The organism is Gynurincola endophyticus (genome assembly GCF_003991195.1).
Taxonomy (GTDB): Bacteria; Bacteroidota; Bacteroidia; order Chitinophagales; family Chitinophagaceae; genus Gynurincola; species Gynurincola endophyticus.
This window is the reverse complement of sequence record NZ_RCWL01000008.1, coordinates 57004-77658: the sequence shown is the minus strand read 5'-3', so window position 1 is coordinate 77658 and position 20655 is coordinate 57004. Positions and strand designations below refer to the sequence as shown.

21 protein-coding genes are annotated in these 20655 nt (G+C 37.2%); 14 read left to right on the top strand and 7 right to left on the bottom strand.

What is annotated here, in order from left to right:
- Positions 1 to 48: 48 nt before the first annotated feature.
- On the top strand, positions 49 to 732 hold the full coding sequence (locus D9O48_RS14525) for an RNA polymerase sigma factor (RefSeq protein ID WP_126973708.1): 684 nt from the start codon (positions 49 to 51) through the stop codon (positions 730 to 732).
- Between the two features lie 257 nt (positions 733 to 989).
- Here the strand turns inward: D9O48_RS14525 and D9O48_RS14520 are convergent, their stop codons facing one another.
- Positions 990 to 1343 (bottom strand): hypothetical protein, encoded by a 354-nt coding sequence (locus D9O48_RS14520; RefSeq protein ID WP_126973707.1) that lies wholly within the window; start codon positions 1341 to 1343, stop codon positions 990 to 992.
- 813 nt (positions 1344 to 2156) lie between these two features.
- Between D9O48_RS14520 and D9O48_RS18785 the strand changes: the two genes are divergently transcribed.
- Positions 2157 to 2321, top strand: coding sequence for a hypothetical protein (locus D9O48_RS18785; protein ID WP_158624907.1), 165 nt, complete (start codon positions 2157 to 2159; stop codon positions 2319 to 2321).
- A gap of 22 nt (positions 2322 to 2343) precedes the next feature.
- Here the strand turns inward: D9O48_RS18785 and D9O48_RS14515 are convergent, their stop codons facing one another.
- Positions 2344 to 3375: a metal-dependent hydrolase gene (locus tag D9O48_RS14515; RefSeq protein WP_126973706.1), complete on the bottom strand. Its 1032-nt coding sequence runs from the start codon at positions 3373 to 3375 to the stop codon at positions 2344 to 2346.
- A 97-nt stretch (positions 3376 to 3472) separates the two neighbouring features.
- Here D9O48_RS14515 and D9O48_RS14510 point away from each other — a divergent pair, with 97 nt between their 5' ends.
- The gene (locus D9O48_RS14510) at positions 3473 to 3934 is read left to right on the top strand and encodes a RidA family protein (RefSeq protein ID WP_199750589.1); all 462 of its coding nucleotides are present in this window, start codon (positions 3473 to 3475) and stop codon (positions 3932 to 3934) included.
- A 141-nt stretch (positions 3935 to 4075) separates the two neighbouring features.
- Here D9O48_RS14510 and D9O48_RS14505 read toward each other — a convergent pair whose 3' ends face one another.
- Positions 4076 to 5056: a LuxE/PaaK family acyltransferase gene (locus tag D9O48_RS14505; protein WP_126973704.1), complete on the bottom strand. Its 981-nt coding sequence runs from the start codon at positions 5054 to 5056 to the stop codon at positions 4076 to 4078.
- A 38-nt stretch (positions 5057 to 5094) separates the two neighbouring features.
- On the opposite strand from D9O48_RS14505, the gene D9O48_RS14500 reads away from it, so the two are divergent.
- From D9O48_RS14500 to D9O48_RS14475, 7 genes are all read left to right on the top strand, one after another.
- Entirely contained in the window at positions 5095 to 5541 is a 447-nt protein-coding gene (locus D9O48_RS14500) for a hypothetical protein (RefSeq protein ID WP_126973703.1), read from the top strand.
- A gap of 14 nt (positions 5542 to 5555) precedes the next feature.
- Entirely contained in the window at positions 5556 to 6377 is an 822-nt protein-coding gene (locus tag D9O48_RS14495; protein WP_126973702.1) for a UbiA prenyltransferase family protein, read from the top strand.
- Between the two features lie 28 nt (positions 6378 to 6405).
- Positions 6406 to 7506: a M42 family metallopeptidase gene (locus tag D9O48_RS14490; RefSeq protein ID WP_126973701.1), complete on the top strand. Its 1101-nt coding sequence runs from the start codon at positions 6406 to 6408 to the stop codon at positions 7504 to 7506.
- Between the two features lie 144 nt (positions 7507 to 7650).
- Positions 7651 to 7824 (top strand): hypothetical protein, encoded by a 174-nt coding sequence (locus D9O48_RS18980; protein ID WP_199750588.1) that lies wholly within the window; start codon positions 7651 to 7653, stop codon positions 7822 to 7824.
- Positions 7821 to 9215, top strand: coding sequence for a hypothetical protein (locus D9O48_RS14485; RefSeq protein ID WP_126973700.1), 1395 nt, complete (start codon positions 7821 to 7823; stop codon positions 9213 to 9215). The genes D9O48_RS18980 and D9O48_RS14485 overlap by 4 nt, the downstream gene beginning before the upstream one ends.
- Before the next feature lie 15 nt (positions 9216 to 9230).
- Positions 9231 to 10709: an alkaline phosphatase family protein gene (locus D9O48_RS14480; RefSeq protein WP_126973699.1), complete on the top strand. Its 1479-nt coding sequence runs from the start codon at positions 9231 to 9233 to the stop codon at positions 10707 to 10709.
- 153 nt (positions 10710 to 10862) lie between these two features.
- Entirely contained in the window at positions 10863 to 12326 is a 1464-nt protein-coding gene (locus tag D9O48_RS14475) for a sulfatase-like hydrolase/transferase (RefSeq protein WP_126973698.1), read from the top strand.
- Between the two features lie 56 nt (positions 12327 to 12382).
- Here D9O48_RS14475 and D9O48_RS14470 read toward each other — a convergent pair whose 3' ends face one another.
- Positions 12383 to 12793, bottom strand: coding sequence for a response regulator (locus D9O48_RS14470; RefSeq protein WP_126973697.1), 411 nt, complete (start codon positions 12791 to 12793; stop codon positions 12383 to 12385).
- Positions 12794 to 13163: 370 nt separating this feature from the next.
- Between D9O48_RS14470 and D9O48_RS14465 the strand changes: the two genes are divergently transcribed.
- Positions 13164 to 13766, top strand: a complete 603-nt coding sequence (locus D9O48_RS14465) for a hypothetical protein (RefSeq protein WP_126973696.1) — start codon at positions 13164 to 13166, stop codon at positions 13764 to 13766.
- 95 nt (positions 13767 to 13861) lie between these two features.
- On the opposite strand, the gene D9O48_RS14460 is transcribed toward D9O48_RS14465, so the two are convergent.
- A complete protein-coding gene (locus tag D9O48_RS14460; RefSeq protein WP_158624906.1) occupies positions 13862 to 14842 on the bottom strand; it encodes a PorV/PorQ family protein in 981 nt (326 codons plus the stop codon).
- A gap of 195 nt (positions 14843 to 15037) precedes the next feature.
- On the opposite strand from D9O48_RS14460, the gene D9O48_RS14455 reads away from it, so the two are divergent.
- Positions 15038 to 15580: a YceI family protein gene (locus D9O48_RS14455; protein WP_126973694.1), complete on the top strand. Its 543-nt coding sequence runs from the start codon at positions 15038 to 15040 to the stop codon at positions 15578 to 15580.
- Positions 15581 to 15593: 13 nt separating this feature from the next.
- Here D9O48_RS14455 and D9O48_RS14450 read toward each other — a convergent pair whose 3' ends face one another.
- Together D9O48_RS14450 and D9O48_RS14445 are read right to left on the bottom strand one after the other, a co-directional pair.
- Positions 15594 to 16967: a sensor histidine kinase gene (locus tag D9O48_RS14450; RefSeq protein ID WP_126973693.1), complete on the bottom strand. Its 1374-nt coding sequence runs from the start codon at positions 16965 to 16967 to the stop codon at positions 15594 to 15596.
- A 55-nt stretch (positions 16968 to 17022) separates the two neighbouring features.
- On the bottom strand, positions 17023 to 18375 hold the full coding sequence (locus tag D9O48_RS14445; RefSeq protein WP_126973692.1) for a sigma-54-dependent transcriptional regulator: 1353 nt from the start codon (positions 18373 to 18375) through the stop codon (positions 17023 to 17025).
- A 302-nt stretch (positions 18376 to 18677) separates the two neighbouring features.
- On the opposite strand from D9O48_RS14445, the gene D9O48_RS14440 reads away from it, so the two are divergent.
- Both D9O48_RS14440 and D9O48_RS14435 read left to right on the top strand, forming a co-directional pair.
- The gene (locus D9O48_RS14440) at positions 18678 to 19934 is read left to right on the top strand and encodes an efflux RND transporter periplasmic adaptor subunit (protein WP_126973691.1); all 1257 of its coding nucleotides are present in this window, start codon (positions 18678 to 18680) and stop codon (positions 19932 to 19934) included.
- Between the two features lie 34 nt (positions 19935 to 19968).
- On the top strand, positions 19969 to 20646 hold the full coding sequence (locus tag D9O48_RS14435; RefSeq protein WP_126973690.1) for an ABC transporter ATP-binding protein: 678 nt from the start codon (positions 19969 to 19971) through the stop codon (positions 20644 to 20646).
- Positions 20647 to 20655: the final 9 nt, after the last annotated feature.

The window sequence follows — 20655 nt, the reverse complement described above, 5'->3', positions numbered from 1 at the left end:
AACCCCCAGTAGTAAAATCATTGGTTTAAACATTAAAACTGTAACACATTGAAAAAACCTATACAAAAAGGGTCTTCTAAAATGGAAAACGTTAATGAAATTTTAGAGCAATTCAGAAATGGATCAGAAGCGGCGCTTTCATATTATCACAAAAAGCACTTCGCTGCATTATTTAACTTTTCTCTTTCGATCGTAAAACAAGATGACATTGCAAAAGACATTGTATCCAACTCCTTTTTCAAGTTATGGAAAAACAGGATGAAGATAGATAAGCCTAATAACTTAACGGCTTATTTATATACATCTGCCAAGAATGAATGTTTTACTCAGCTAGACAAGATGAAGCGCGAAATCAAACATCTGGAGGCGTATAAACATATCATAGATCAATTTGATGAAGTTGAGGTGAGAGAGACGCAGCGAAAATCAATTATGCATGAGCGTATAGTTGGTGAAATCAATAAACTTCCTAATCGTTGCAGAATTATTATGGAATATACCTGCTATAAGCGCATGGGCAACCAGGAAATAGCGAAAGCTTTGAATATTTCTGTGAACACTATTAAAAATCAGAAAACGAAAGGCTTAAAAATACTGCGCGCCAACTTGTTAGAACTTTATGAAATGCTGCTGAAAGCAAAACACAAACCTTCTTCTCTCAAAAGAAAAGCTAACGGTCAAACATCCGACACCTGTCAAAATCAGGTTGAAGAAGGCCGTTCACCAAGATAATTCTACACAGGGCATCTTAAAAGATGCTTTTGTTCAAAAGATGATCGCATGTGACGCTTTGGTTATGTCACCAAGGGATTGTTTCTACTTTCCCTTTTTAAAAATTTTTCTCATGTGCATACTGATTTTCAGTAACGTTGGATATTACATCCAACGTTTTTTATTTAAAACAGGCGATTGTTTTTATTAGCAGACAAATAATCTTCCTTACTATACGATTGATCGGTATTCCTGCTTTTCCAAAACATCAGATTACCTCATTTATCTTCATCAGTATGTCGCGCAGAAAAATCTTTTTCTGTGTATCCTTTACCTTCATTTTTTATTTTTCTGTCATTACAATCTTCCAGCTCTTTGTTTTGTGCATTTCTTAATTTTTCTTTATCCTCTTCCCATTCCTGATGTGCACGGTTACCGGTTAATAATGCTTCCAGCTGCCTGATCAATTCCTGCACCTCGCGTAATCTTTGCTTATCAGGCTCCGGATGATTTTTCAATTCTTTCTCCAATTGTTTACTGTCATAAAAACGCTGAAGTAATAATTTTTCTTCCTGTTCCAGTAATGCTTTTTGAGTAGACGCAGCGTTCATATCATCTATTTTAAAATTCATGATGCTATCATACCATTTAAGAGCAATTGCGAAGTAGAAAAACGTTGTGAGTATACAGAAGAGATACTATTCAGAGATTACAGCAAAGATTAATTTTACCGGATGCTGTTTTTGTTTGATGAATAGTGCCCCCGGAGAAACGAGCGAAGGTTTCTCTATTATTGCACGAGGCATTTCATAAGAAATAGATGGCTGTAGAAAGGATAAAATAACCTACTTAAATATAAACATAAAAATTGATTTCAACAATTCATTCTGCAGAGCAAATTATTTCATTGATCAACAATCTTATACCGGCGGGTGACATTATTTATAAACTACACTAATTTTTTTAAGAAAATCTGTACCCGGAATGCAGATGAAATTGTCATTTACTTACGAAGCATGCGGTAGATATTTTCATTGTTACTTCGTTGTTTTATGTATTTATTAATTGTTCCTGAGAGCGATTTTCTAATAGAGTAATTGAATATTTTTGTTTAGATACATTGAGCTGTCAGAAATAAAATCTAAATCAGATTTGTCTAAAAAAAGTCAAAACTGTTCCTGATAATTGATTTACATCAATATTTATAAAGATTTTTCTGGTATTTTAGTTACCTTTTGCTACTTTGATAGTTCTAATATAAGAAGCACGTAAGAAGAATAGTAGTATTTGTATTCGACCCAAAAACGTGTTATATTTTTTAATCGATTTAAGTAACGGAATTCAAAAAATGTATTTGTGTAGGTCTTACATTATAACTAGTGAAAGGCCTGTTAGTTACTACATAGTAGCACCATTTTTTGTTAACGTTACGCTATACAAAACATATGGAACAAAAAGACGAAATCATTTTACAAGCAAATGCAAAGGTGACCAAACCTGTGCTTGTTTCAGAAATCAATAAACATGAAAACCTCCAGGAGGAAGAGTTTAAAAAACTTTTACAGATGATCCGCCAGTCGGAAGCGCTTGATACAACCACCGATTCGTAATTTGGCGCTGCTATTCATCTCTTCATAGAATCCGGGGCTGTATCCATCCTCCCCGGATTCTATATAAATATCGCTTCAATACCTCTCTGTTCCAACCTTTTACACGGCCTCGCTGAACCACCAGGGCATTTGCCTCGGGTTCATCAATATAGTAGTAGAAAATAAACTCGGCCGGTTGATATTCCCAACCCAGTATTTGTCCGAAACGCATATCCTGAAATTGTATACCGATTGAATCTTTTTTCAATGCGTACCAATCCTGAGAAAATATTTTTAAATCGCGCAGTGCTTCCTGGTCTATTATCTGAGCTGCCAATTCTTTATTCTGGTGATAATAAGAAAAATAGGTATCCCGATTGCCATCCCATACCGATCTATAAGTTATATATATTCCATCGCGTGCTTGTAATAAACAGTAGAATAACTGATGATTTAAAGCAGTGGGGGTACTGAAATAACGAAGTACTTCAATACCGTTGCGTTTAGCCTGCGCCTGCACGCGTGTATCGATCAGGTATTTATTCACTCCACCCCATGCCGTATAGCAAACACTCACAGTAATGGCTATTAATGCCCATTTCTTTCTTTTAGGGTGATGAATACTTTTAAATACCAGCATCAGGGCTACCACCAATAATCCGATTGTAAACAACGGGTCAGCCACAAACAAAAAGTCCCACGACCATCGCACCGTCAGAAACGGCTCCCACCAGCCGGTACCATACACATTAAATGTATCGAGAAAGATATGCAGAAAAATTTCCAATCCGAAAAACCACAAAAAGTCTTTGAACCGCATGGGTGAGTGCCGGTGTATCCGGCTTGCTATCCAGGCTAACAAGGGAGTTGCAATCGCTACAAAAAACAGAGAATGTGTGATACCACGATGTGCGAGCAGGTCTTTGGTAGGATTAAGAAAAAAGCTGAGTACAAAATCAAAATCAGGTAAGCTGTTCATTAAAGCTCCCCATGCCAATGCTTTTTTTCCTAACTTTTTACCTGCCACCACTTCACCTACACAAGCTCCCAATACGATATGCGTTAATGAGTCCATAGAATTAGAATTCTGTGATTGAAACTGTCAAAACAAGAGCTGCTTGCCCGGATTACCGTATCTTGTGATACATTGTATTACCCACAACCCAGTGAATATGAGTAAAATTGATGCTAAATTACAAGAATTAGGCTACTCTTTGTTAGAAATGCCACCATCCAAAGGTTTATTTAAGCGTTGCTTAACGGTTGGTAACCTCCTGTATGTTTCAGGACACGTTTCAATTGCGAACGATGGTACCCCTATTCAGGGAAAAATTGGTGCTGATTTGAGTCTTGAAGAAGGAAAAGCCGCAGCCCGTCAATGCGCTTTAGGCATTATCAGTTCTGTTAAAGAACATATTGGCGACCTTGACAAAGTAAAACAACTTGTAAAACTATTGGTATTGGTCAATTGCCCGACCGATTATACCCAACACCCTATTGTAGCCAATGGTTGTTCAGAATTATTTGCCGAAGTTTTTGGAACTGAGGCAGGTATTGGTACCAGAAGTGCGTTCGGCGCAGGTTCTTTGCCCAATAATGTAGCTGTTGAAGTAGAAGCTGTTTTTGAGCTATAAGATATTCTTATTCACCTTCTTTTAATGGAAAGTTGAAAATTGAAAATGGAAAGTGTGTGCAACTCTTCTCCGTTATTTAAATATAATTGAAATGTAAGAACTGCATAGCCGTCTTCAACTTTCAATTTTCCATTGCCTTGATTATACACTCAAAAGACTGCACCCCCTTAAATCGGAATGATCGACCCTGCCGTTTACCTCAAAACTTCCGTTTTCTTCCAGTTTACCAACATCATCAGTAGCAATAAAGGCGCAGGAATCGCGATTAGCGAAATCTATTACATTGATCAGCCCTTTTCCCGAAAGTGATACTGTTAGCGGATCTTCCATTTCCCGTACCAGAACTTTCATCCATGGAACCGTATCAAACACTCCCTCACCTTTTGAGTAACCTTGCGACAAAAGTTCACTCATTCCATATTCTGAATGGATTTGTTGTATCTGAAACGCCTGTTGCAGCAAAGCATGCACTTCTTCACGAATCATTTCCCGTTTCCGGCCCTTCATTCCACCTGTTTCCATAACAACAGTATGTTTTAGCGGCATTGGGTGGGCTGCGGCAAAGTCGAGCAACGCAAAAGTGACCCCGATCAACAGGGTTTTGGTACCGGCGGCTTCCAGCAACTGTAATGTTTGGGCCAGTTCGTCGTAATTATAGAGATAAAAGCCACTCATTGGATGTTTCGACTGCTGAATAAGGTCATCAACCATTGTTACAAGCGATGAATTCGGGCGCTCGAGATAAGCAGGGAGTAGTCCGATAATACACCACTCTTCAGGGTGGCCGTAAAAGTATTCGAAGCCTCTGCGAAAGCTTTTACGATATAAATCGAGCGATTTCACATAGTGGTTACTATTAATGGTAGTAGTGGTTCCGGAGCTCTCAAATACCTGTTCAGGTATAAAATTTCCGGTTTTGACGGTATGCGATTTGAAGAAGCGTACCGGCAAAAAGGGAATATCAGTGATGTTTTTCACCGATGCTGGCATTCTTCCCAGCGCATTTACATATTGGTGATAAACATTATTATTCTTATATTGATATTCAAACAACTGTAATGCGTGTTGTGTAAACCCGTCAGGCGTCAGATCAAAAATTTTATCTTCAATTTCACAATTCATATATTATATTTGAACTCAAGAGAATAAATCGCACAATCATGAGAACATTCTTAACGATATCGCTCATCAGCCTCGTGCTATTTTATGCATGTGGCAAAGATAGTTACGAAAGCTGGCCCGTCCTTACTTTAAAGGAAATTAATGGCACTCATGTCGTAAACGGCGGTTATACTCAGATTGTTATAGAATTTACCGATGGTGACGCTGATGTTTCCCGTGGTAAAATGATTTATTATCGCGAAAGAACCAACATCCGCCCGATTCCGAATCCTGAAAATAATGATAAAGAAGACCTGGTGATAGGAACGATTCCAGAATTTCCTGACCGCAAAAAAGGAGAAATTCTGATTCAGATTCCTTACGCCGACCTGGATGAAGACCCGAACGACAGTGACACGATGTTCTTCAAAATCGTGATTGAGGATCGCGCCGGTAATCAAAGTGACACTTTGATTACACCAGTGGTGATCGCTGTTCACCAATAATAGTTGATTGAAGTATGACACGTATTGTCAACTTTTTACTTTTTACATCCGTTTTCATTACTATAGTCGCTGTAGCAATGTGTTGGCATACCATGCAAATACTTGGTATCGCCACCGATTTTACCTTACTCAAAATCGTAGCTTTCAGCACATTAACCAGTTATAATTTACACTGGTACCTTACCCGGGAGCTCGATTATGAACGGCTACAATCTTTCTGGACCTATCATCACAAAAAACTGCACCTCTTTATTGTAATCGTATCAGGTATTCTGTTAGCAGCTGAGCTATTTAAAAACCCGGTTTACATTATTGCACTTTTCCCTGCTGGTTTTGCCAGTGCATTGTATACTTTACCAAAAATTAACCGTCCGCCTTTTACGCATCTCAAGAAATGGGCTATTGCCAAAACGTTTTATTTGACGTTGGTCTGGACCTATGTAACAGTCGGGCTCGTTTTTGTATCCACCTCCAAAATATTGACGTTACCGGATTGGTTCTACCTGTTGAATCAATTCTTTTATATCTATGCTATTTGTGTGCTGTTTGACTATAAAGATATCGAAGCCGATAAATTATCGGGTGTGCCCGGTGTATTCCATCACTTCGGAACTAAAAAAGCATTCCGGTTGTTATATTTAAGTATACTACTAGGTATTGTCAGTACATTCTTTTTAGGGAGTATACAAACCACTATAATTCATTTGATTCCTTATATTGCAATTATATATTCGATTCCGGTGGTACGCAGAGGGGCAGATGATTATTTTTACTATGGCTGGCTCGACGGATGTATGATGGCAGCGGCCTGTATCGCTCTATTGCAAAAGATTTAACTAATTTTGAAATTCAAATAATGGGTTTATGAGTCAAGAAGAAAAAAGTGTTTTAACAGAGCAATCATTAGATTTTCTTAAAAATTATATCAATAATCCTTCGCCTGTAGGATTTGAAAGTAATGGTCAGAAACTTTGGCTGGAATATATTAAACCATATGTAGATACCACTTTTACTGATCCTTACGGAACAGCAGTTGGTGTTATTAACCCTGATGCTTCATTTAAAGTAGTCATTGAAGCACATGCCGATGAAATCAGCTGGTTTGTAAACTATATTACCAATGACGGATTTATTTATCTGAAAAGAAACGGCGGAGTAGATCATCAGATTGCTCCTGCACAAAGGGTTTTCATTCATGGTAAAAATGGCCCTGTCAAAGCTGTTTTCGGATGGCCGGCTATTCACACCCGTTTAGGAGTGGATGCGAAAGAACAACAACCTAAAACAGAAAACCTTTGGTTGGATTGTGGTGCCAGAACAAAACAGGAAGTAGAAGACCTCGGTATCCGCATAGGCAGTGTGGTAACTTATGAAGTAGGATTTGATGAGCTGGCTTACGGTCATTATGTAGGAAGGGCTTTTGACAACCGGATCGGTGGATTTATGATTGCCGAAGTAGCCAGATTATTAAAAGAGAAAAAAGATCAGTTACCTTTCGCATTATATGTAGTGAATGCCGTACAGGAAGAAATCGGATTAAGAGGTGCAGAGATGATTGCCCGACGAATAAAACCAGACGTAGCTATCATTACTGATGTTACACACGATACCAACACACCGATGATTAATAAAAAAATTGAAGGTGATGTAATTTGCGGAGGTGGGCCATCACCTGCATTCGGGCCGGCAGTACACAATAAATTACTGGCATTCGTACAGGATGTTGCTGAAAAAAATAATATTCCATTGCAGATGCGCACTGTATCGAGAAGTACCGGAACAGATACTGATTCATTTGCATATGCAAATGACGGTTGTCCGTCGGTATTAATCTCAATACCGCTGAGATACATGCATACCACTGTTGAAGTAATACACAAAAAAGACATTGAACAAACAATTTCTTTAATGTACGAAGCAGTTAAGGCTTTAACTCCATCTATCTCACTTAGTTATTTCGATTAAGCAGCAAATACGAAGAAGATATCATAAAATAATGTATATACCACTAAAATAGCTTCCTGAATGGAAGCTTTTTTAGTAAATTTGATATTCTGAATCATTATTGCTACCTATTCCAAACCGATTTATTCACTTTAACTTGATCTTATGATGAATTATTTATTGTACATCGATCCTGGAAGCGGCAGCTTACTGATACAAGCGATTATTGCTGCAATAGTAGGTGCATTATTCTACTTCAAAAATGCCTGGTTTTACGTTAAAAATTTCTTTGTAAAACTTTTTAAAAAGTCAACTTCTAATCAACAATCTGAGTTATGAGTAGTACCAGCCCCTCAGTAATTGCAGGTTCATATAAAGATCCTGCCGGATTTGTATTTACTCAAAACAAAGAAATTTATCGTCAGATTAATCAAGACTATTCAGCTGCATATGAAACAATAAAGAGCAGTGGATTATTTGAAAAATTATGGGAAAAAAGATGGCTTGTAAAACATATCGAAGCAAATGACGTCATTGCCGACACTTCATTGCATTACAAAACGCTGAAAGCAGAAAAAATTCCGATGATTACCTATCCGTATGAATGGAGCTTTCTGATGTTCCGGAAAGCAGCTGTTTTTACTTTAGAGCTACAGGAATTTTGTTTATCGCAAGGTTTCTCACTAAAAGATGCAACACCGTTTAATGTACAGTTTATTGGTACCGACCCTGTGTGGATAGATACTTTGTCGTTTGAGCCGGCAGATCCGTCTAAACCATGGATCGCTTATCAACAATTTTTACAGACGCAATTATATCCTTTACTGGTACATGAATCGAATCCTTCTTTAAAATTCGATCTTTTGTTACAAAATCTGAATGGAATAAAAGCAGATCTGACCGCAACACTTCTACCCCGCAGAAAAAAATTATCCTTATCCTACTGGATGTATGTTTATCTGGCTAAAGCAGTCAACAAACATACAGCTGATGGTACTACACAAAAAGCTGCATCGCCTGCATTTACGCTTCAGAAACAACTCAATATCCTTCGTCATTTAAAGTCTTATGTTCAATCATTAAAAGCTCCTTCATTAAAAGTGAGCTGGAAAAACTATTATCAGAACCATATAGAAACAGCAGCTTATACCGAAGAAAAACTCCGGTTGTTAAAAGAATATATTCCATTTACAGAGACGCACCAGTTCGGGCTTGACCTTGGTGCCAATACGGGTAAATATTCAGATCTGCTGCATGAAAAAAACTATTATGTTCTCAGCAGTGATTTTGATATCAATTGTATAGATGAGTACTACACTCAATGTCACAAGAACAACAAAAAAAGTATCCAGCCCTTCTTATTTGATCTCGCCCACCCAACTCCCGCCGTAGGTTTTGCCAATGAAGAACGAAGTTCTATTTCGGAAAGACTTTCAGGTAAAGTGAAAATAACGTTAGCGCTGGCGTTAATTCATCATCTGCGGGTCACCTACAATTTACCACTGCACAAAGTAGCTGCGTATTTTGCAAACATCACCGAAGAACTTATTATTGAATTTGTACCTCAAACAGATGCCAAATACATGGCATTAACGGCACACCGTTCCGATACCTTCCCTGATTACACCGAAATCAACTTCGAAAAAGCATTCGGAGATTTTTTTCAGCTACACCAAAAATCCGTTGTAAAACCATCGCAAAGAGTACTCTATTATTTAAAAAAGAAATAATCTATTTCCGGCTGAATGATAAAAAAACATCTCCCCGCAATTGCATGTTTGGGAGTGTTTGTTAGTTGGTTTTTTATAAATGAAGTAATTAAAGTTTTTAGATATACTAACTTTCAAATACTCATCGGTTATATTAGTGTATATACTGTAGCCGCAGGAGCAATCTATGCAATCATCTATGCATTTCAAAAAAATACTGATAAAAGCTGGTGTTTAACACAGCTGATACTGACCCTTTTATTATTATTCGGATATGCCAAAGATAATATGACTGCTATTTTACCCTTTCTGAGTAAATATTCTGTTTTTATTCCGTTATGGTTAGCAGCAGGTATTACCGGTTTTATTTTGTTCAACAAATTCAGGATTAACTTTACCAAACTAAGAAAGTTTTTCACTGTAGTAGTTTGCATTTTTCTGATAACGGCAATCATTCAATCGATACAACAACCCGCTTATCATCAAAAACTGGAGAATGTCTTTAACGAAGTACCTGTTACAACCGATTTACCCAATATTTATATTTTTATATTTGATGAGTTTTCCCGGTTAGACAAGTTGCAGCAATTAGGGCATTCTTCAGCTTACTTTCAACATCAGTTAGCCGATAAAAAAGTACAGCTTATTTCCAAAACTTACAGTTATACCGACCTGACCTCTTTATGTATAGCTGGTTTACTAAACGGTACTATTCCTGATTTTTCTAAAATTCCTGATAAGATATCCAATCACGATTTGTTTCTGCTCTGGAATGAATACCGGAATAACCGGTTATTTGAATACCTCAACAGAGTAGGTTATGATGGAAATTTGTATGGTATTATGCCAATGAAGCAATTGAATCACCATACTTCATTTGATTTCCGGGATTTTCTGATGCGGGATATATTAAGACAAAATACACTGATCGGAAGGTCAGATATGCAATTAGGTACCCGCCTTGCCAAAGCAGGCATTCCGTTGATCAGCAACTGGTATTATCAATTACATCATAAAAAAGTATATGCAACTTATCAGAATGACAGTATAAATCTTGAATTAGTAAAAAAATCATTAAAAGAAACGAGCCCTCAAACACCTGAATTAATAATCGCTCATTTCTTATTTCCTCATTATCCGTATATCCGGGATACAGAAGGCCAATATAAACCCATAGAAAAACTGTTCTCCAATCACAACAACAATGATCCTCTTTATGTTGAACAGGTTCAATATACTGAGAAGGTGATTATGGAGCTGGTAGATTTAGTTCAACGGAAAGAACAGCACACCATTGCTATTTTTATGGGTGATCATGGTTACCGGGAACACAATGATTCCAGTTTCAGTTTTCAGAACTTTCTTGCTTTTTACGATAGCAAAAATGAATTAAACTATCATGATTCTATTACCTATGTTAACCTTATGCGAAACATATTGAATGAAAGATTCAATTATACACTACCGGAGATAAAAGATTCGGCACACCTGATTTTTAGAAACAAAGCCAGATAATGTTATCTTACTATTCAACGATTCAAAACCATTAAGAAAATAAGAAATTCAGAAATTTAATTATTAATGCCTTATTTTTTATGTTGTTTATAGTAATTTTCTTTTATTTGAGGGTATTTTGACTTCAGACCTTTCTTTCAATACATAGTACTTATGAAAAAACACTTAAAATCAATAACTTTATTAATACTCTTTACCATCTGGTATTTTATTAATGAAATTTATCTGATTTTAACTTCCTTCATCCAAAACAGTTTTTACAATTATATTCTGCTGTATAGTACTATCGGAGTGGTTATCTACCTGTTGAGTTATTTTAAAACCAGACAGGTACAAAAAAGCTGGGTATTTGCTCAGGTAAGTCTTATCTTTTTACTGTTATACGGTTTCTTCAAAGATAAATCAGCAATCTTATTACCAATACTCGACCGGCATTTAGTTGCAATACCTGTATGGATCAGCATTAATGCTTTTTTATTATATAAAATTTTCCGTTCCAAACATGATTTTGCAAAACTTCAGCGGGCAGCCACCGTTTGTATTCTTTTATTTTTAGCCTATGCCGGATTCAGTATCTTTTCAGCGCCTAAATACCAGCTCCGTTCTGAAAATGTATACACTCAACCACCCCTTGCAAAAGAGTTGCCGAACTTATACATTTTTGTTTTTGATGAAATGGCCCGATTAGACATCCTTGAAGAATTCGGCTATTCTTCTGACTATTTCAGGCAACAAATGGAAGCAAAAGGTGTACACTACATTCCAAAGTCGTATAGTTATTCTGATCTTACACCGGTATGTGTATCCAGTGTATTGAATGCTTATGTTACCAATACATCTGACTTACAGTATCCGCTCACCAACTTTGAAAAAATATTTCTTTGGAATGATTATAAGGAAAATCGCTTACAACCTTACCTGCAACAGATAGGTTACGATACAAAACTGTTCGGTATCATGCCCTTTAAAAACCAACCGGGTTATACCAATTACAGCATCCTGAGCAAATCTGTCAAAACAATGCTTCGCCAAAATACATTTATGGGGCGTATCAATGAAGAAATATCCTGGAATGTAGTTAAGTACAATGTACCTATTCTGAAAAAAGCTTTTCTGGATGCAGAAAACAAATATAATTACAGACTATATCAGAATGATAGTATAAATCTGGAAGCCATACATAAAGTGTTAGATCAGCCGGCTGCAGATAAACCACAGTTCATATTAGGTCATTTGTTATTTCCTCATTATCCGTTTTCCAGAGATACGCTGGGTAATTTTCATTATGTAAACACCTTACAAAAAGAGGTGGAAGAAAGAGATAATGACTACTTAATGCAGGCGAAATACGCAGAAAGGGTAATGCTCGAACTAACTGATAAAATAAAAAAAGAAGGTAAACCCGCAGTGGCGATTTTTATGGGTGATCACGGTTACCGGTGGACGTCAGATACCGCTATCGCAAACAAAAGTTTTCTTGCTTATTATACCAACCTATCTCCCTTACCTGCTACTGAATCAACATCAGCAGTAAACTTAATGAGAATGATTCTAAATGAATATTATGGGTTTCAATTACCCATGGATACAACGGAAGTGAAATTATTATTCTACTAAACAAGTGCAGTAAGTATACTTAGCGAAACAGCGCGCTCTTTCCAGGCTGCTAAATATTAATTGGTAGAGAACATACCTTGTAATTCCTGACAAATAAATCGGTTTCCTTCGTGAACGGAAACAATCGCGTCGATCACTTCATCCGCTGAAGAGCTTTTGGTAACATAACCGTTGGCACCGGCTGCCAGCATAGATTCTACATAATCTTTTGCAGAGTGTAAGGAAATTGCAATAATCTTAATCTGTTCAGAAAAAGTGCGAATTGCTTTGGTAGCATCAATACCTGACACTGGCTGCATATTCACATCCATCAAAACAACATCCGGGTTTAAGGCTTGACAAGATTCAACCACTTTCATTCCATTATCGCAGGTGTCCAACACTTGAATTCTTTCATTTCTTGACAGTAGGGCTTTCCATGCTTCTCGTACTAGGCGGTGATCGTCAGCAATGATTAATTTTATCATCCGACAAACATTTGGGTATCACATAATTAAACAAAATGATACACTTAAGGCGTGAAATATGGCGATTATTCCTCTACATAAAGGTTTAATTCTGAATCAGCTAAAAGGTTTCACTTACTCCGACCCTCGTTTTATCATTTAGAAGAAAATCAGACGGGTTTGATATTTAGCAAGTAAAAAATGGTAAAAAACGATCATTTTTCGTGCACTTTGTAAGATCAGTTCTTTCTTTTTTAACGAATCAACCCTCCTTTTCAATATCATCAAATTGTCATTTCAAAATTATGAGGCAACGTTTTCATCAACAGTAATTGTCAACCTGCTATACAACAAATCATTTATACAGGAACAGCTTATCAGATTATTTATCATGAAAAAATCAAGACATCAACTGCCGCTTGCCTTATTCAGCTTCATCACAGTATTACTTTCAGGATGTATTAAGGACGGTAAATTAGTTTCGCGTTATTATTTTGAAGGAGATATCAATGGTACAAAATTTATGGAACGCCGTCCGGCTATTATATTGACACCGGGAGCGCAACCCAGCCCTTTAATCTATTATTGTTTTCAGGACGAGCGTAAACTACTTTCTTTTTCTATGCAGATTCATGACAACCAGGGTAGCCAATACTATTATGTATCATTTCACATTCCGTTACGTGAACCACTGTCAGCAGGTAAGAGATACAGTGTTTTTCCAATAGCTGAACAGGGTTCTGCTATGTCGAATTATCAACATCTCGTTCGATATATACTAACAGAAACCCCTTCAGTAACCATCAAAGAACCGGGGCCTGATTATCTTTCGGTAGGTGCAGGTACCATTGAAATCATTTCTATCGATTATGAAGAAATGGCCGTAAAAGGAACTGTTAATTTCATTGCCCCTTCACCCCGAAGAGAGGAGCAGGAAGAATTATTACATGTTAAAGGTGAATTTTATTGTAAGTTGAAAGAGGATGGTTATTAAAGATATTTTGCTTTTTGCTTTTACTACTTTATTGTAGTCAAAAGTCAGCTACACCACAATACAACCGAAGGCACTTCTTTAACAGAAGTGCTTTTTTAGAATATAGACTTGCGGGTAGTACTGATCGCCACTCCGATCTGATGCCATGCCTGCTGTTGTACGGGTGTATAACCGTAAAAGAACTGAAACCTCGGGAGATATACACTTATTCCTGTAGAAATACCCATCAATCCCTGTCCCTGTTCACCATTACTCCAATCTTTCCTGCGTGCATAATGATATCCTACATTTATCCCTACCAGATGCTCGATTTTCCATTGTGCTCCTACCACCATCCTGCCTAATATTTCTTCCATCGTTTTACCATCTGTTGTACGATAGTGATCAATCAGTGGAAATTTCAGTGTAGTGAGAGAAAGTTGTAACGGAATGTTCGGCAATTCATAAGAAATACCCAGCTGAACATCAAAAGGTAAAATATAGTTACGCGAAGGTTCAAACTGTTTTAGAATAAAGCCGATATTTTTTAAAACGAGTGCAGCTTGTAAGCGGTTTGTTGTATCCCTGTAATTCAAACCGAAATCAACAGCCACCGCGCCGCTTCGTAAATGTGCTATTTGTGAATGAATGTATTTTAGCGTAAATCCATAGTTCCAGTTTTCAAGGTACGCTTTCGAAGCAGTTATTTGTAAAAGAAAATCATTCGCAGCGGCTTCTCCGTTTATAATACCAAAAAGATCGGTTTGATCAATACGTCCGTAATTAAGATAAGTTAATGCAGGAGAAAAATTCCATCCGCTTTTCTGATTGTGCCACGCAGTTTGTAAATATAACTGTCGTGTATTTTCATAAAAGCTATTAAAGCCGAAATGAAATTGATTTTTCATATCTGCCCTGAGCTGTGCCGGATTATGAAAACTATGTGTCAGATTATTTGTAGTAAAGCTGTGTTGATAACCACCTAAAGAACTGCTTTCAACAGTAGCAGGTAATTCCAGAAACCGGTAAGCGATTCTTTCCTGTGCATTGGCCACCAAACAGGAAAAACAAAAAATCGTATTTAAAAGCAGTTTCATGAGAAACGAATATACGATATTCACTAAGTAAAATACCGCAGTTAACAAGATTACCCAAGGTTTGTATTCAACAGCAATCATCAAACATTTACTGCATCCATAGCACGCTTAATCATAAAAATGTAAAAAAAGGCGATTTATTGAGTAATTATTTCAATCTATGGTAAATTTGGCTTTTATACTAACAAATACATCATGAAACGTTCGAGGTTTTCTATTCTAAAGTACCTGGCTATTGCATCACTTTTGTTACCGTTGATTGCTTTTTCTGCGTTAGACCTGTTACATCGCTGGAACATCAGAGATCACTACAATATTAAATTTATCCATCCGGATGCAGAAGGTATTTTCAAGAAGTTTGAGGGAACCGTTTTGTTTGATGAAACACAACCACAAAATGCCCACTTTGATGTAAATATAGATGTTCATTCGGTAGAAGCCGGAAATCCTGCACGAAATGAAAGTATCCGTAACGGTTGGTTAAATGGTGAGAAATACCCAAAAATTCATTTTGTGGCAAAGGGTGCGGAACAGAAAGAAGGTAACTGGCAAACTTCAGGAGAGCTGAGTTTACATGGCGTTACGAAACCACTGGCCTTACCCTTCACTTTTAAATCGAACGGTGACAGTGCCGTTTTTGAAGGAAATTTTATATTGAAAATGAAAGATTACAATTTATCAGATGAGCCGGAAGAAACCATTCAGGTAGAGCTACGGATTCCGGTAAGTAAACAATAAACCGGAGATTGATTTATTCAATTTCATTTAATTCACCCTGATCAATCACCGGAAACTGCAAGGCAAAGACGGTTCCGTAACCGGATTTGCTTTGTACGGTAATCAGCCCTTTGTGTAATAACATTATCTGACGGCACAAACTCAATCCGATACCACTTCCACCCTTTTTGGTACTGAAGAAAGGAACAAAAATAGAATCAATTACTTCTTTTTCAATTCCGGTTCCATCATCAGCAATTTTCAGGATGATTTTTTTATCATTCTGTGATGCAGAAATATAAATATTCTTTTCCCCTTGTTTTTCTTTCAGGGCTTCAATAGCATTCGTAAATAAATTGATTAACACCTGTTCAATCAGGTATATATCCACTGCTACCTGTAAATTGGTCGTTTTAAAAATTAAATGAGCTTCAATTTTTTTCTGCTCCAGCATCGGCAACATCAGTTGCAGAATGCGCTCCAATAAATCGCGCACATAAATCAGTTCGAGGTTCGGCTGTGTGGTATTATTTAAGTGACGATAAGTTTTTGCAAATTTCAACAATCCTTCACTACGGGTTCTGATCGTATCAATACCTATTTCCAGTTCTTTCTGCAGAAACTCATCTTTCTGAAGGTTTTCAGCAGCCAGTCTTCTTTTGAGCGTATCCGCCAGTGAAGAAATAGGGGCAATCGAGTTCATAATTTCGTGCGTCATTACACTCAATAATTTTTGCCATGCTTTTGCTTCGGTTTCATCAACAACCTGTTCTACGTTCTTAATAGCAATTAAACGGATCGAAATATTATTGGTAACAAACTGTGTGGCTGTAAACCACAGCTTGATTGGCAATTTAGAAATAGTGATTGTTTCAATTTTACTTCTACCGTTAGGAATTGATAAAATCGCTTCGTATAAACGCGCATTTCTCGAAGCAAGAAACTCAATCGACCTGAATTGAGGGAACAATAACAGTTCTTTAAAAGTATCATTCATCCAGATGATTTTTCCAGACTCAACTTCGTAAGCAATCACGGCGGTATCAATCATGCTCACTATCTTTTCGAGGTACTGATTCTGTGCTTCTTTTTCAACATTAATTTCGCGGATAATTTTATTCACCTCATTAAAGCTTTTAATGAGTGGCTGCAGGATGCCCGATTTACTACGCACATTATAATTTCTGGAAAAATCTCTATAGGTAAGACTTTCTGTAAAATATTCGATCTCTCTTCTGACTGTACTGAATAATCGGAAAAAATTAATCAGAATAACTATTGACCCTATTATACCCAGAGAAGTAAAAAACCATTTATTACCAATGATTCCATATACTACCAGACTTAGAAAGAGTGATAGTAATACTAACAATACGGCAGGAATCAGATAATAACTGTGTTTTCGCATGAATGTAGAGTTGAGTGATAACTTTTAGCGATATACTACTAAAAGCAATGCCAGGTCAGAGATTATACTTGGTTAATCTTCTGTACAATGCTGTTCGGGTTAATCCCAGTTCTTTTGCTGCATGAGTAATATTGCCATTATGCTTTTCAATTACTTTTTGAATAGCACTTTTCTCCAACAGGCCGAGATTAGTAGCTTCTATCGCATGGTTATCCTCGTGTTCAGGTGATTCTAAAGGAGAAAAGAGAATATCCTTTGCTTGTAATACTTCAGAGTCAGACATGATCACAGCCCGCTCAATGGTGTATTGTAATTCTCTTACATTACCGGGATAGTGATAATCAAGCATCAGTTGTTCTGCATCTTTTGCTAAAGTCATGTCGCCTTTCATATATTTACCGGCATAAACTTTTATGAAGTGCTGCGTCAGCAATAATATATCATTTCCTCTTTCTCTCAAAGGAGGTAAAACAATTTCAACAGTATTTATTCTGTAAATAAGGTCTTTTCTGAAACGCGATTCATCTGCCAGTTTGCGGATAGGAAGGTTGGTGGCGCAGATTAACCGGATGTTTACCGGTATCGGTTCGTGGCTACCCAGTTTAGTAACTTCTCTGTTTTGTAATACGGTGAGTAATTTTGCCTGCTGCTGTAACCCGATATTACCTATTTCATCGAGAAACAGGGTACCGCCATCGGCAGCCTCAAAACGGCCTTTACGGTCTTCCCGTGCATCGGTAAAAGCGCCTTTTTTATATCCGAAGAGTTCACTTTCAAACAAAGAACTGGTTAAAGCGCCTACATCTACTTTTACCAAACTATTGTTCTTACGGTTCGACAGTTGATGAATAGCTTTTGCTAATCCGTCTTTACCCGTTCCGTTTTCACCAAGAATCAGAATATTTGCATCGGTAGGAGCAATTTTTCTAATCTTCAAAAATACCTCCTGCATAGCCGGAGATTCGCCTATCAAATCGAAAAAGGGTTCGTTCTGAGCTTTTTGTATAACTCCTTTAGACTCTTTATTTTTTAATACATCTTTGATAACCTGCAAGAAGCGGTCATTTTCCCATGGTTTTACTACGAAATCAGCCGCACCATCTTTTAAAGCCCTGATGGCCAAATCGATATGAGCATAAGCGGTAATCATAATTACCGGAAGGCGTGGATATTGTTTCTTCACAGAGTTTAACCAGAAAAAACCTTCATTGCCGGTATTAATGCTGGCCTTGTAATTCATATCCAGCAATAACAGGTCAATACTCTCTCTTTTTAAGATGGAAGCAATATTCTCAGGATTGGAATCTACCAATACTTTTTTTACTTCAGTGCGTAACAATAGCTGCACAGCAACTAATACGTCCTGATCATCATCCACCACTAATACTACTGCATCTTTTATATTCATAGCCTGATAAAATATTAATCAACCGGTTCATCAAAATTACTATATGATAAGATATGCTGTTAAAAAAAATTACAACATACTTTCAACAACTTCCCCTTTTGTTATAAGACTTTTTTAAAAGCAAAATGTTACAACTATTTTATAATTATTTCACAGTGTATTACACTGTGTATCACCACCGTACACCAAGTGTATCGAAACCGCACACCTGCAACAAGAAGAACTCTTTTAATTTTATGAAAATCAATCAATTACAGATTTGGCACAATACTTATTAACCCTAAACAGCAGAAATTATAACCATGGATAAAGTATTACCAAAGAAAAAATGGAATAGTAAAAGGATCACCACTATCGCTTTCATTGCAGCGGTACTTTTACTCATAAGTGCCAGTTTTTATTTTACTCGCGGCGGAAGCAAGCTGAATGTAGAAAGCGAACGTTTAAGCATTGCTGAAGTGAAAGAAGGCGTATTTAAAGAATTTATTCCTGTTAACGGAATCATCTTACCCATTACCTCTATTTACCTCGACGCACTGGAAGGCGGAATAGTAGAAGAAATTTTTGTAGAAGACGGAGCCGTTATGAAAAAAGGACAACCCATTCTCCGTTTAGCCAACACCGATTTACAATTAAGTCTTGTAAATCAGGAAACACAGGTTTACAACCTGATTACTCAAATGCAGATTGCAAAAAATGCTGCTCAACAAAATACGATTACGAATCTGAATCAGATGACAGATGTTGAGAATCAGCTAAAAGAAGCAGAAAGGGTTTACCTGCTGAACAAAAAATTATATGAAAGTAAAGCGATTGGCCGGCAAGAGTATGAGCAAAGTAAAAACAATTACGATTATCAGGTTGCCAAAAGAAATTTAGCACTTCAAACTATTGAACAAGACAAAGAATCTGCCTCACAACAATTACAGCAGGCGCAACAATCTTATAACGGCTCGCAATATGCGTTACAGGTAATGCGCAAGAAGGTAAACGATCTGATCGTACGCGCTCCGATAGATGGTCAGCTCACTTCACTGGATGCTGAAGTTGGCCAGAATAAAGGCAAAGGAGAAAGGCTGGGTCAGCTCGATGTACTGGAAGGATATAAGGTACGCGTAGATGTTGACGAACATTATATTTCCAGAATTTATACAGGTTTAAGAGGTACGGCCTTAATTGCCGGCAAAACATACTCTTTAGAAATCAAAAAAGTATTTACACAGGTAACCAGCGGTCGTTTTCAGGTAGATATGGAGTTTATTGATCAAAAACCTGATGGTATCAGAAGAGGCCAGACGATTCAGATCAGACTGGCGCTGAGCGATGAAACCAACGGTTTATTAATTCCGAGAGGCGGCTTCTATCACCAGACCGGTGGCAGCTGGATTTTCAAAATCAGTGAAGACGGATCAAAAGCTTACAAAGTAGATATTCAATTAGGACGTCAGAATCCGGAGTTCTATGAAGTAATATCAGGCTTACGCGCCGGAGACAAAGTAATCACCAACAGTTATGACAGCTACGGTAACGTAGATGAACTAAACATAAAAAACAACTAACAATTAATTCAATTTATTACTAATAATTCATACAATGATTAAGATACAACAACTCGAAAAATTATATCGCACGGAAGAAATCGAAACATTGGTATTGAACAAAATATCATTTGAGGTAAAAGAAGGAGAGTTTGTTGCGGTAATGGGCCCTTCCGGGTGTGGTAAATCAACCCTGCTGAATATTATCGGATTACTCGATGATTGTGACGGCGGTTCTTTCTTCTTCAACAACATCGATGTATCAAAATATAACGAAAGAAAACGTTCAGCTTTGAGAAAGAAAAATATCGGGTTCGTTTTCCAGAGCTTTAACCTGATCGATGAATTAACCGTATATGAAAATGTAGAGCTGCCGTTGATTTATACAAAAGTAAAGGCTTCTGAAAGAAAAGAAAGAGTGGAGGAAGTATTACAACAAATGCAGATCATGCACAGAAGAAATCACTTTCCACAACAACTGTCAGGCGGTCAGCAACAAAGAGTTGCAGTAGCACGTGCAGTAGTCAACAAACCGAAACTTATCCTTGCGGATGAGCCAACAGGTAACCTTGACAGTAATAATGGTAATGAGGTAATGCAATTATTAACAGAATTGAACCAGGCCGGAACAACAGTAATTATGGTTACACACAGTGAGCACGATGCACACTTCAGCCATAAGATTATCAGAATGCTGGATGGACAGATCGTTACTGAAAACATTTTACTCTAAAACCCACAT

Coding starts and splice junctions, on each gene's coding strand:
- D9O48_RS14450 (WP_126973693.1), bottom strand. CDS start 16,967: ATGCGAAAACACAGTTATTATCTGATTCCTGCCGTATTGTTAGTATTA.
- D9O48_RS14465 (WP_126973696.1), top strand. CDS start 13,164: ATGAAAAAATCAAGACATCAACTGCCGCTTGCCTTATTCAGCTTCATC.
- D9O48_RS14500 (WP_126973703.1), top strand. CDS start 5,095: ATGAGAACATTCTTAACGATATCGCTCATCAGCCTCGTGCTATTTTAT.
- D9O48_RS14455 (WP_126973694.1), top strand. CDS start 15,038: ATGAAACGTTCGAGGTTTTCTATTCTAAAGTACCTGGCTATTGCATCA.
- D9O48_RS14480 (WP_126973699.1), top strand. CDS start 9,231: ATGATAAAAAAACATCTCCCCGCAATTGCATGTTTGGGAGTGTTTGTT.
- D9O48_RS14435 (WP_126973690.1), top strand. CDS start 19,969: ATGATTAAGATACAACAACTCGAAAAATTATATCGCACGGAAGAAATC.
- D9O48_RS18980 (WP_199750588.1), top strand. CDS start 7,651: ATGATGAATTATTTATTGTACATCGATCCTGGAAGCGGCAGCTTACTG.
- D9O48_RS14460 (WP_158624906.1), bottom strand. CDS start 14,842: ATGAAACTGCTTTTAAATACGATTTTTTGTTTTTCCTGTTTGGTGGCC.
- D9O48_RS14485 (WP_126973700.1), top strand. CDS start 7,821: ATGAGTAGTACCAGCCCCTCAGTAATTGCAGGTTCATATAAAGATCCT.
- D9O48_RS14520 (WP_126973707.1), bottom strand. CDS start 1,343: ATGAATTTTAAAATAGATGATATGAACGCTGCGTCTACTCAAAAAGCA.
- D9O48_RS14505 (WP_126973704.1), bottom strand. CDS start 5,056: ATGAATTGTGAAATTGAAGATAAAATTTTTGATCTGACGCCTGACGGG.
- D9O48_RS14510 (WP_199750589.1), top strand. CDS start 3,473: ATGAGTAAAATTGATGCTAAATTACAAGAATTAGGCTACTCTTTGTTA.
- D9O48_RS14490 (WP_126973701.1), top strand. CDS start 6,406: ATGAGTCAAGAAGAAAAAAGTGTTTTAACAGAGCAATCATTAGATTTT.
- D9O48_RS14470 (WP_126973697.1), bottom strand. CDS start 12,793: ATGATAAAATTAATCATTGCTGACGATCACCGCCTAGTACGAGAAGCA.
- D9O48_RS14515 (WP_126973706.1), bottom strand. CDS start 3,375: ATGGACTCATTAACGCATATCGTATTGGGAGCTTGTGTAGGTGAAGTG.
- D9O48_RS14495 (WP_126973702.1), top strand. CDS start 5,556: ATGACACGTATTGTCAACTTTTTACTTTTTACATCCGTTTTCATTACT.
- D9O48_RS14440 (WP_126973691.1), top strand. CDS start 18,678: ATGGATAAAGTATTACCAAAGAAAAAATGGAATAGTAAAAGGATCACC.
- D9O48_RS14475 (WP_126973698.1), top strand. CDS start 10,863: ATGAAAAAACACTTAAAATCAATAACTTTATTAATACTCTTTACCATC.
- D9O48_RS14445 (WP_126973692.1), bottom strand. CDS start 18,375: ATGAATATAAAAGATGCAGTAGTATTAGTGGTGGATGATGATCAGGAC.
- D9O48_RS18785 (WP_158624907.1), top strand. CDS start 2,157: ATGGAACAAAAAGACGAAATCATTTTACAAGCAAATGCAAAGGTGACC.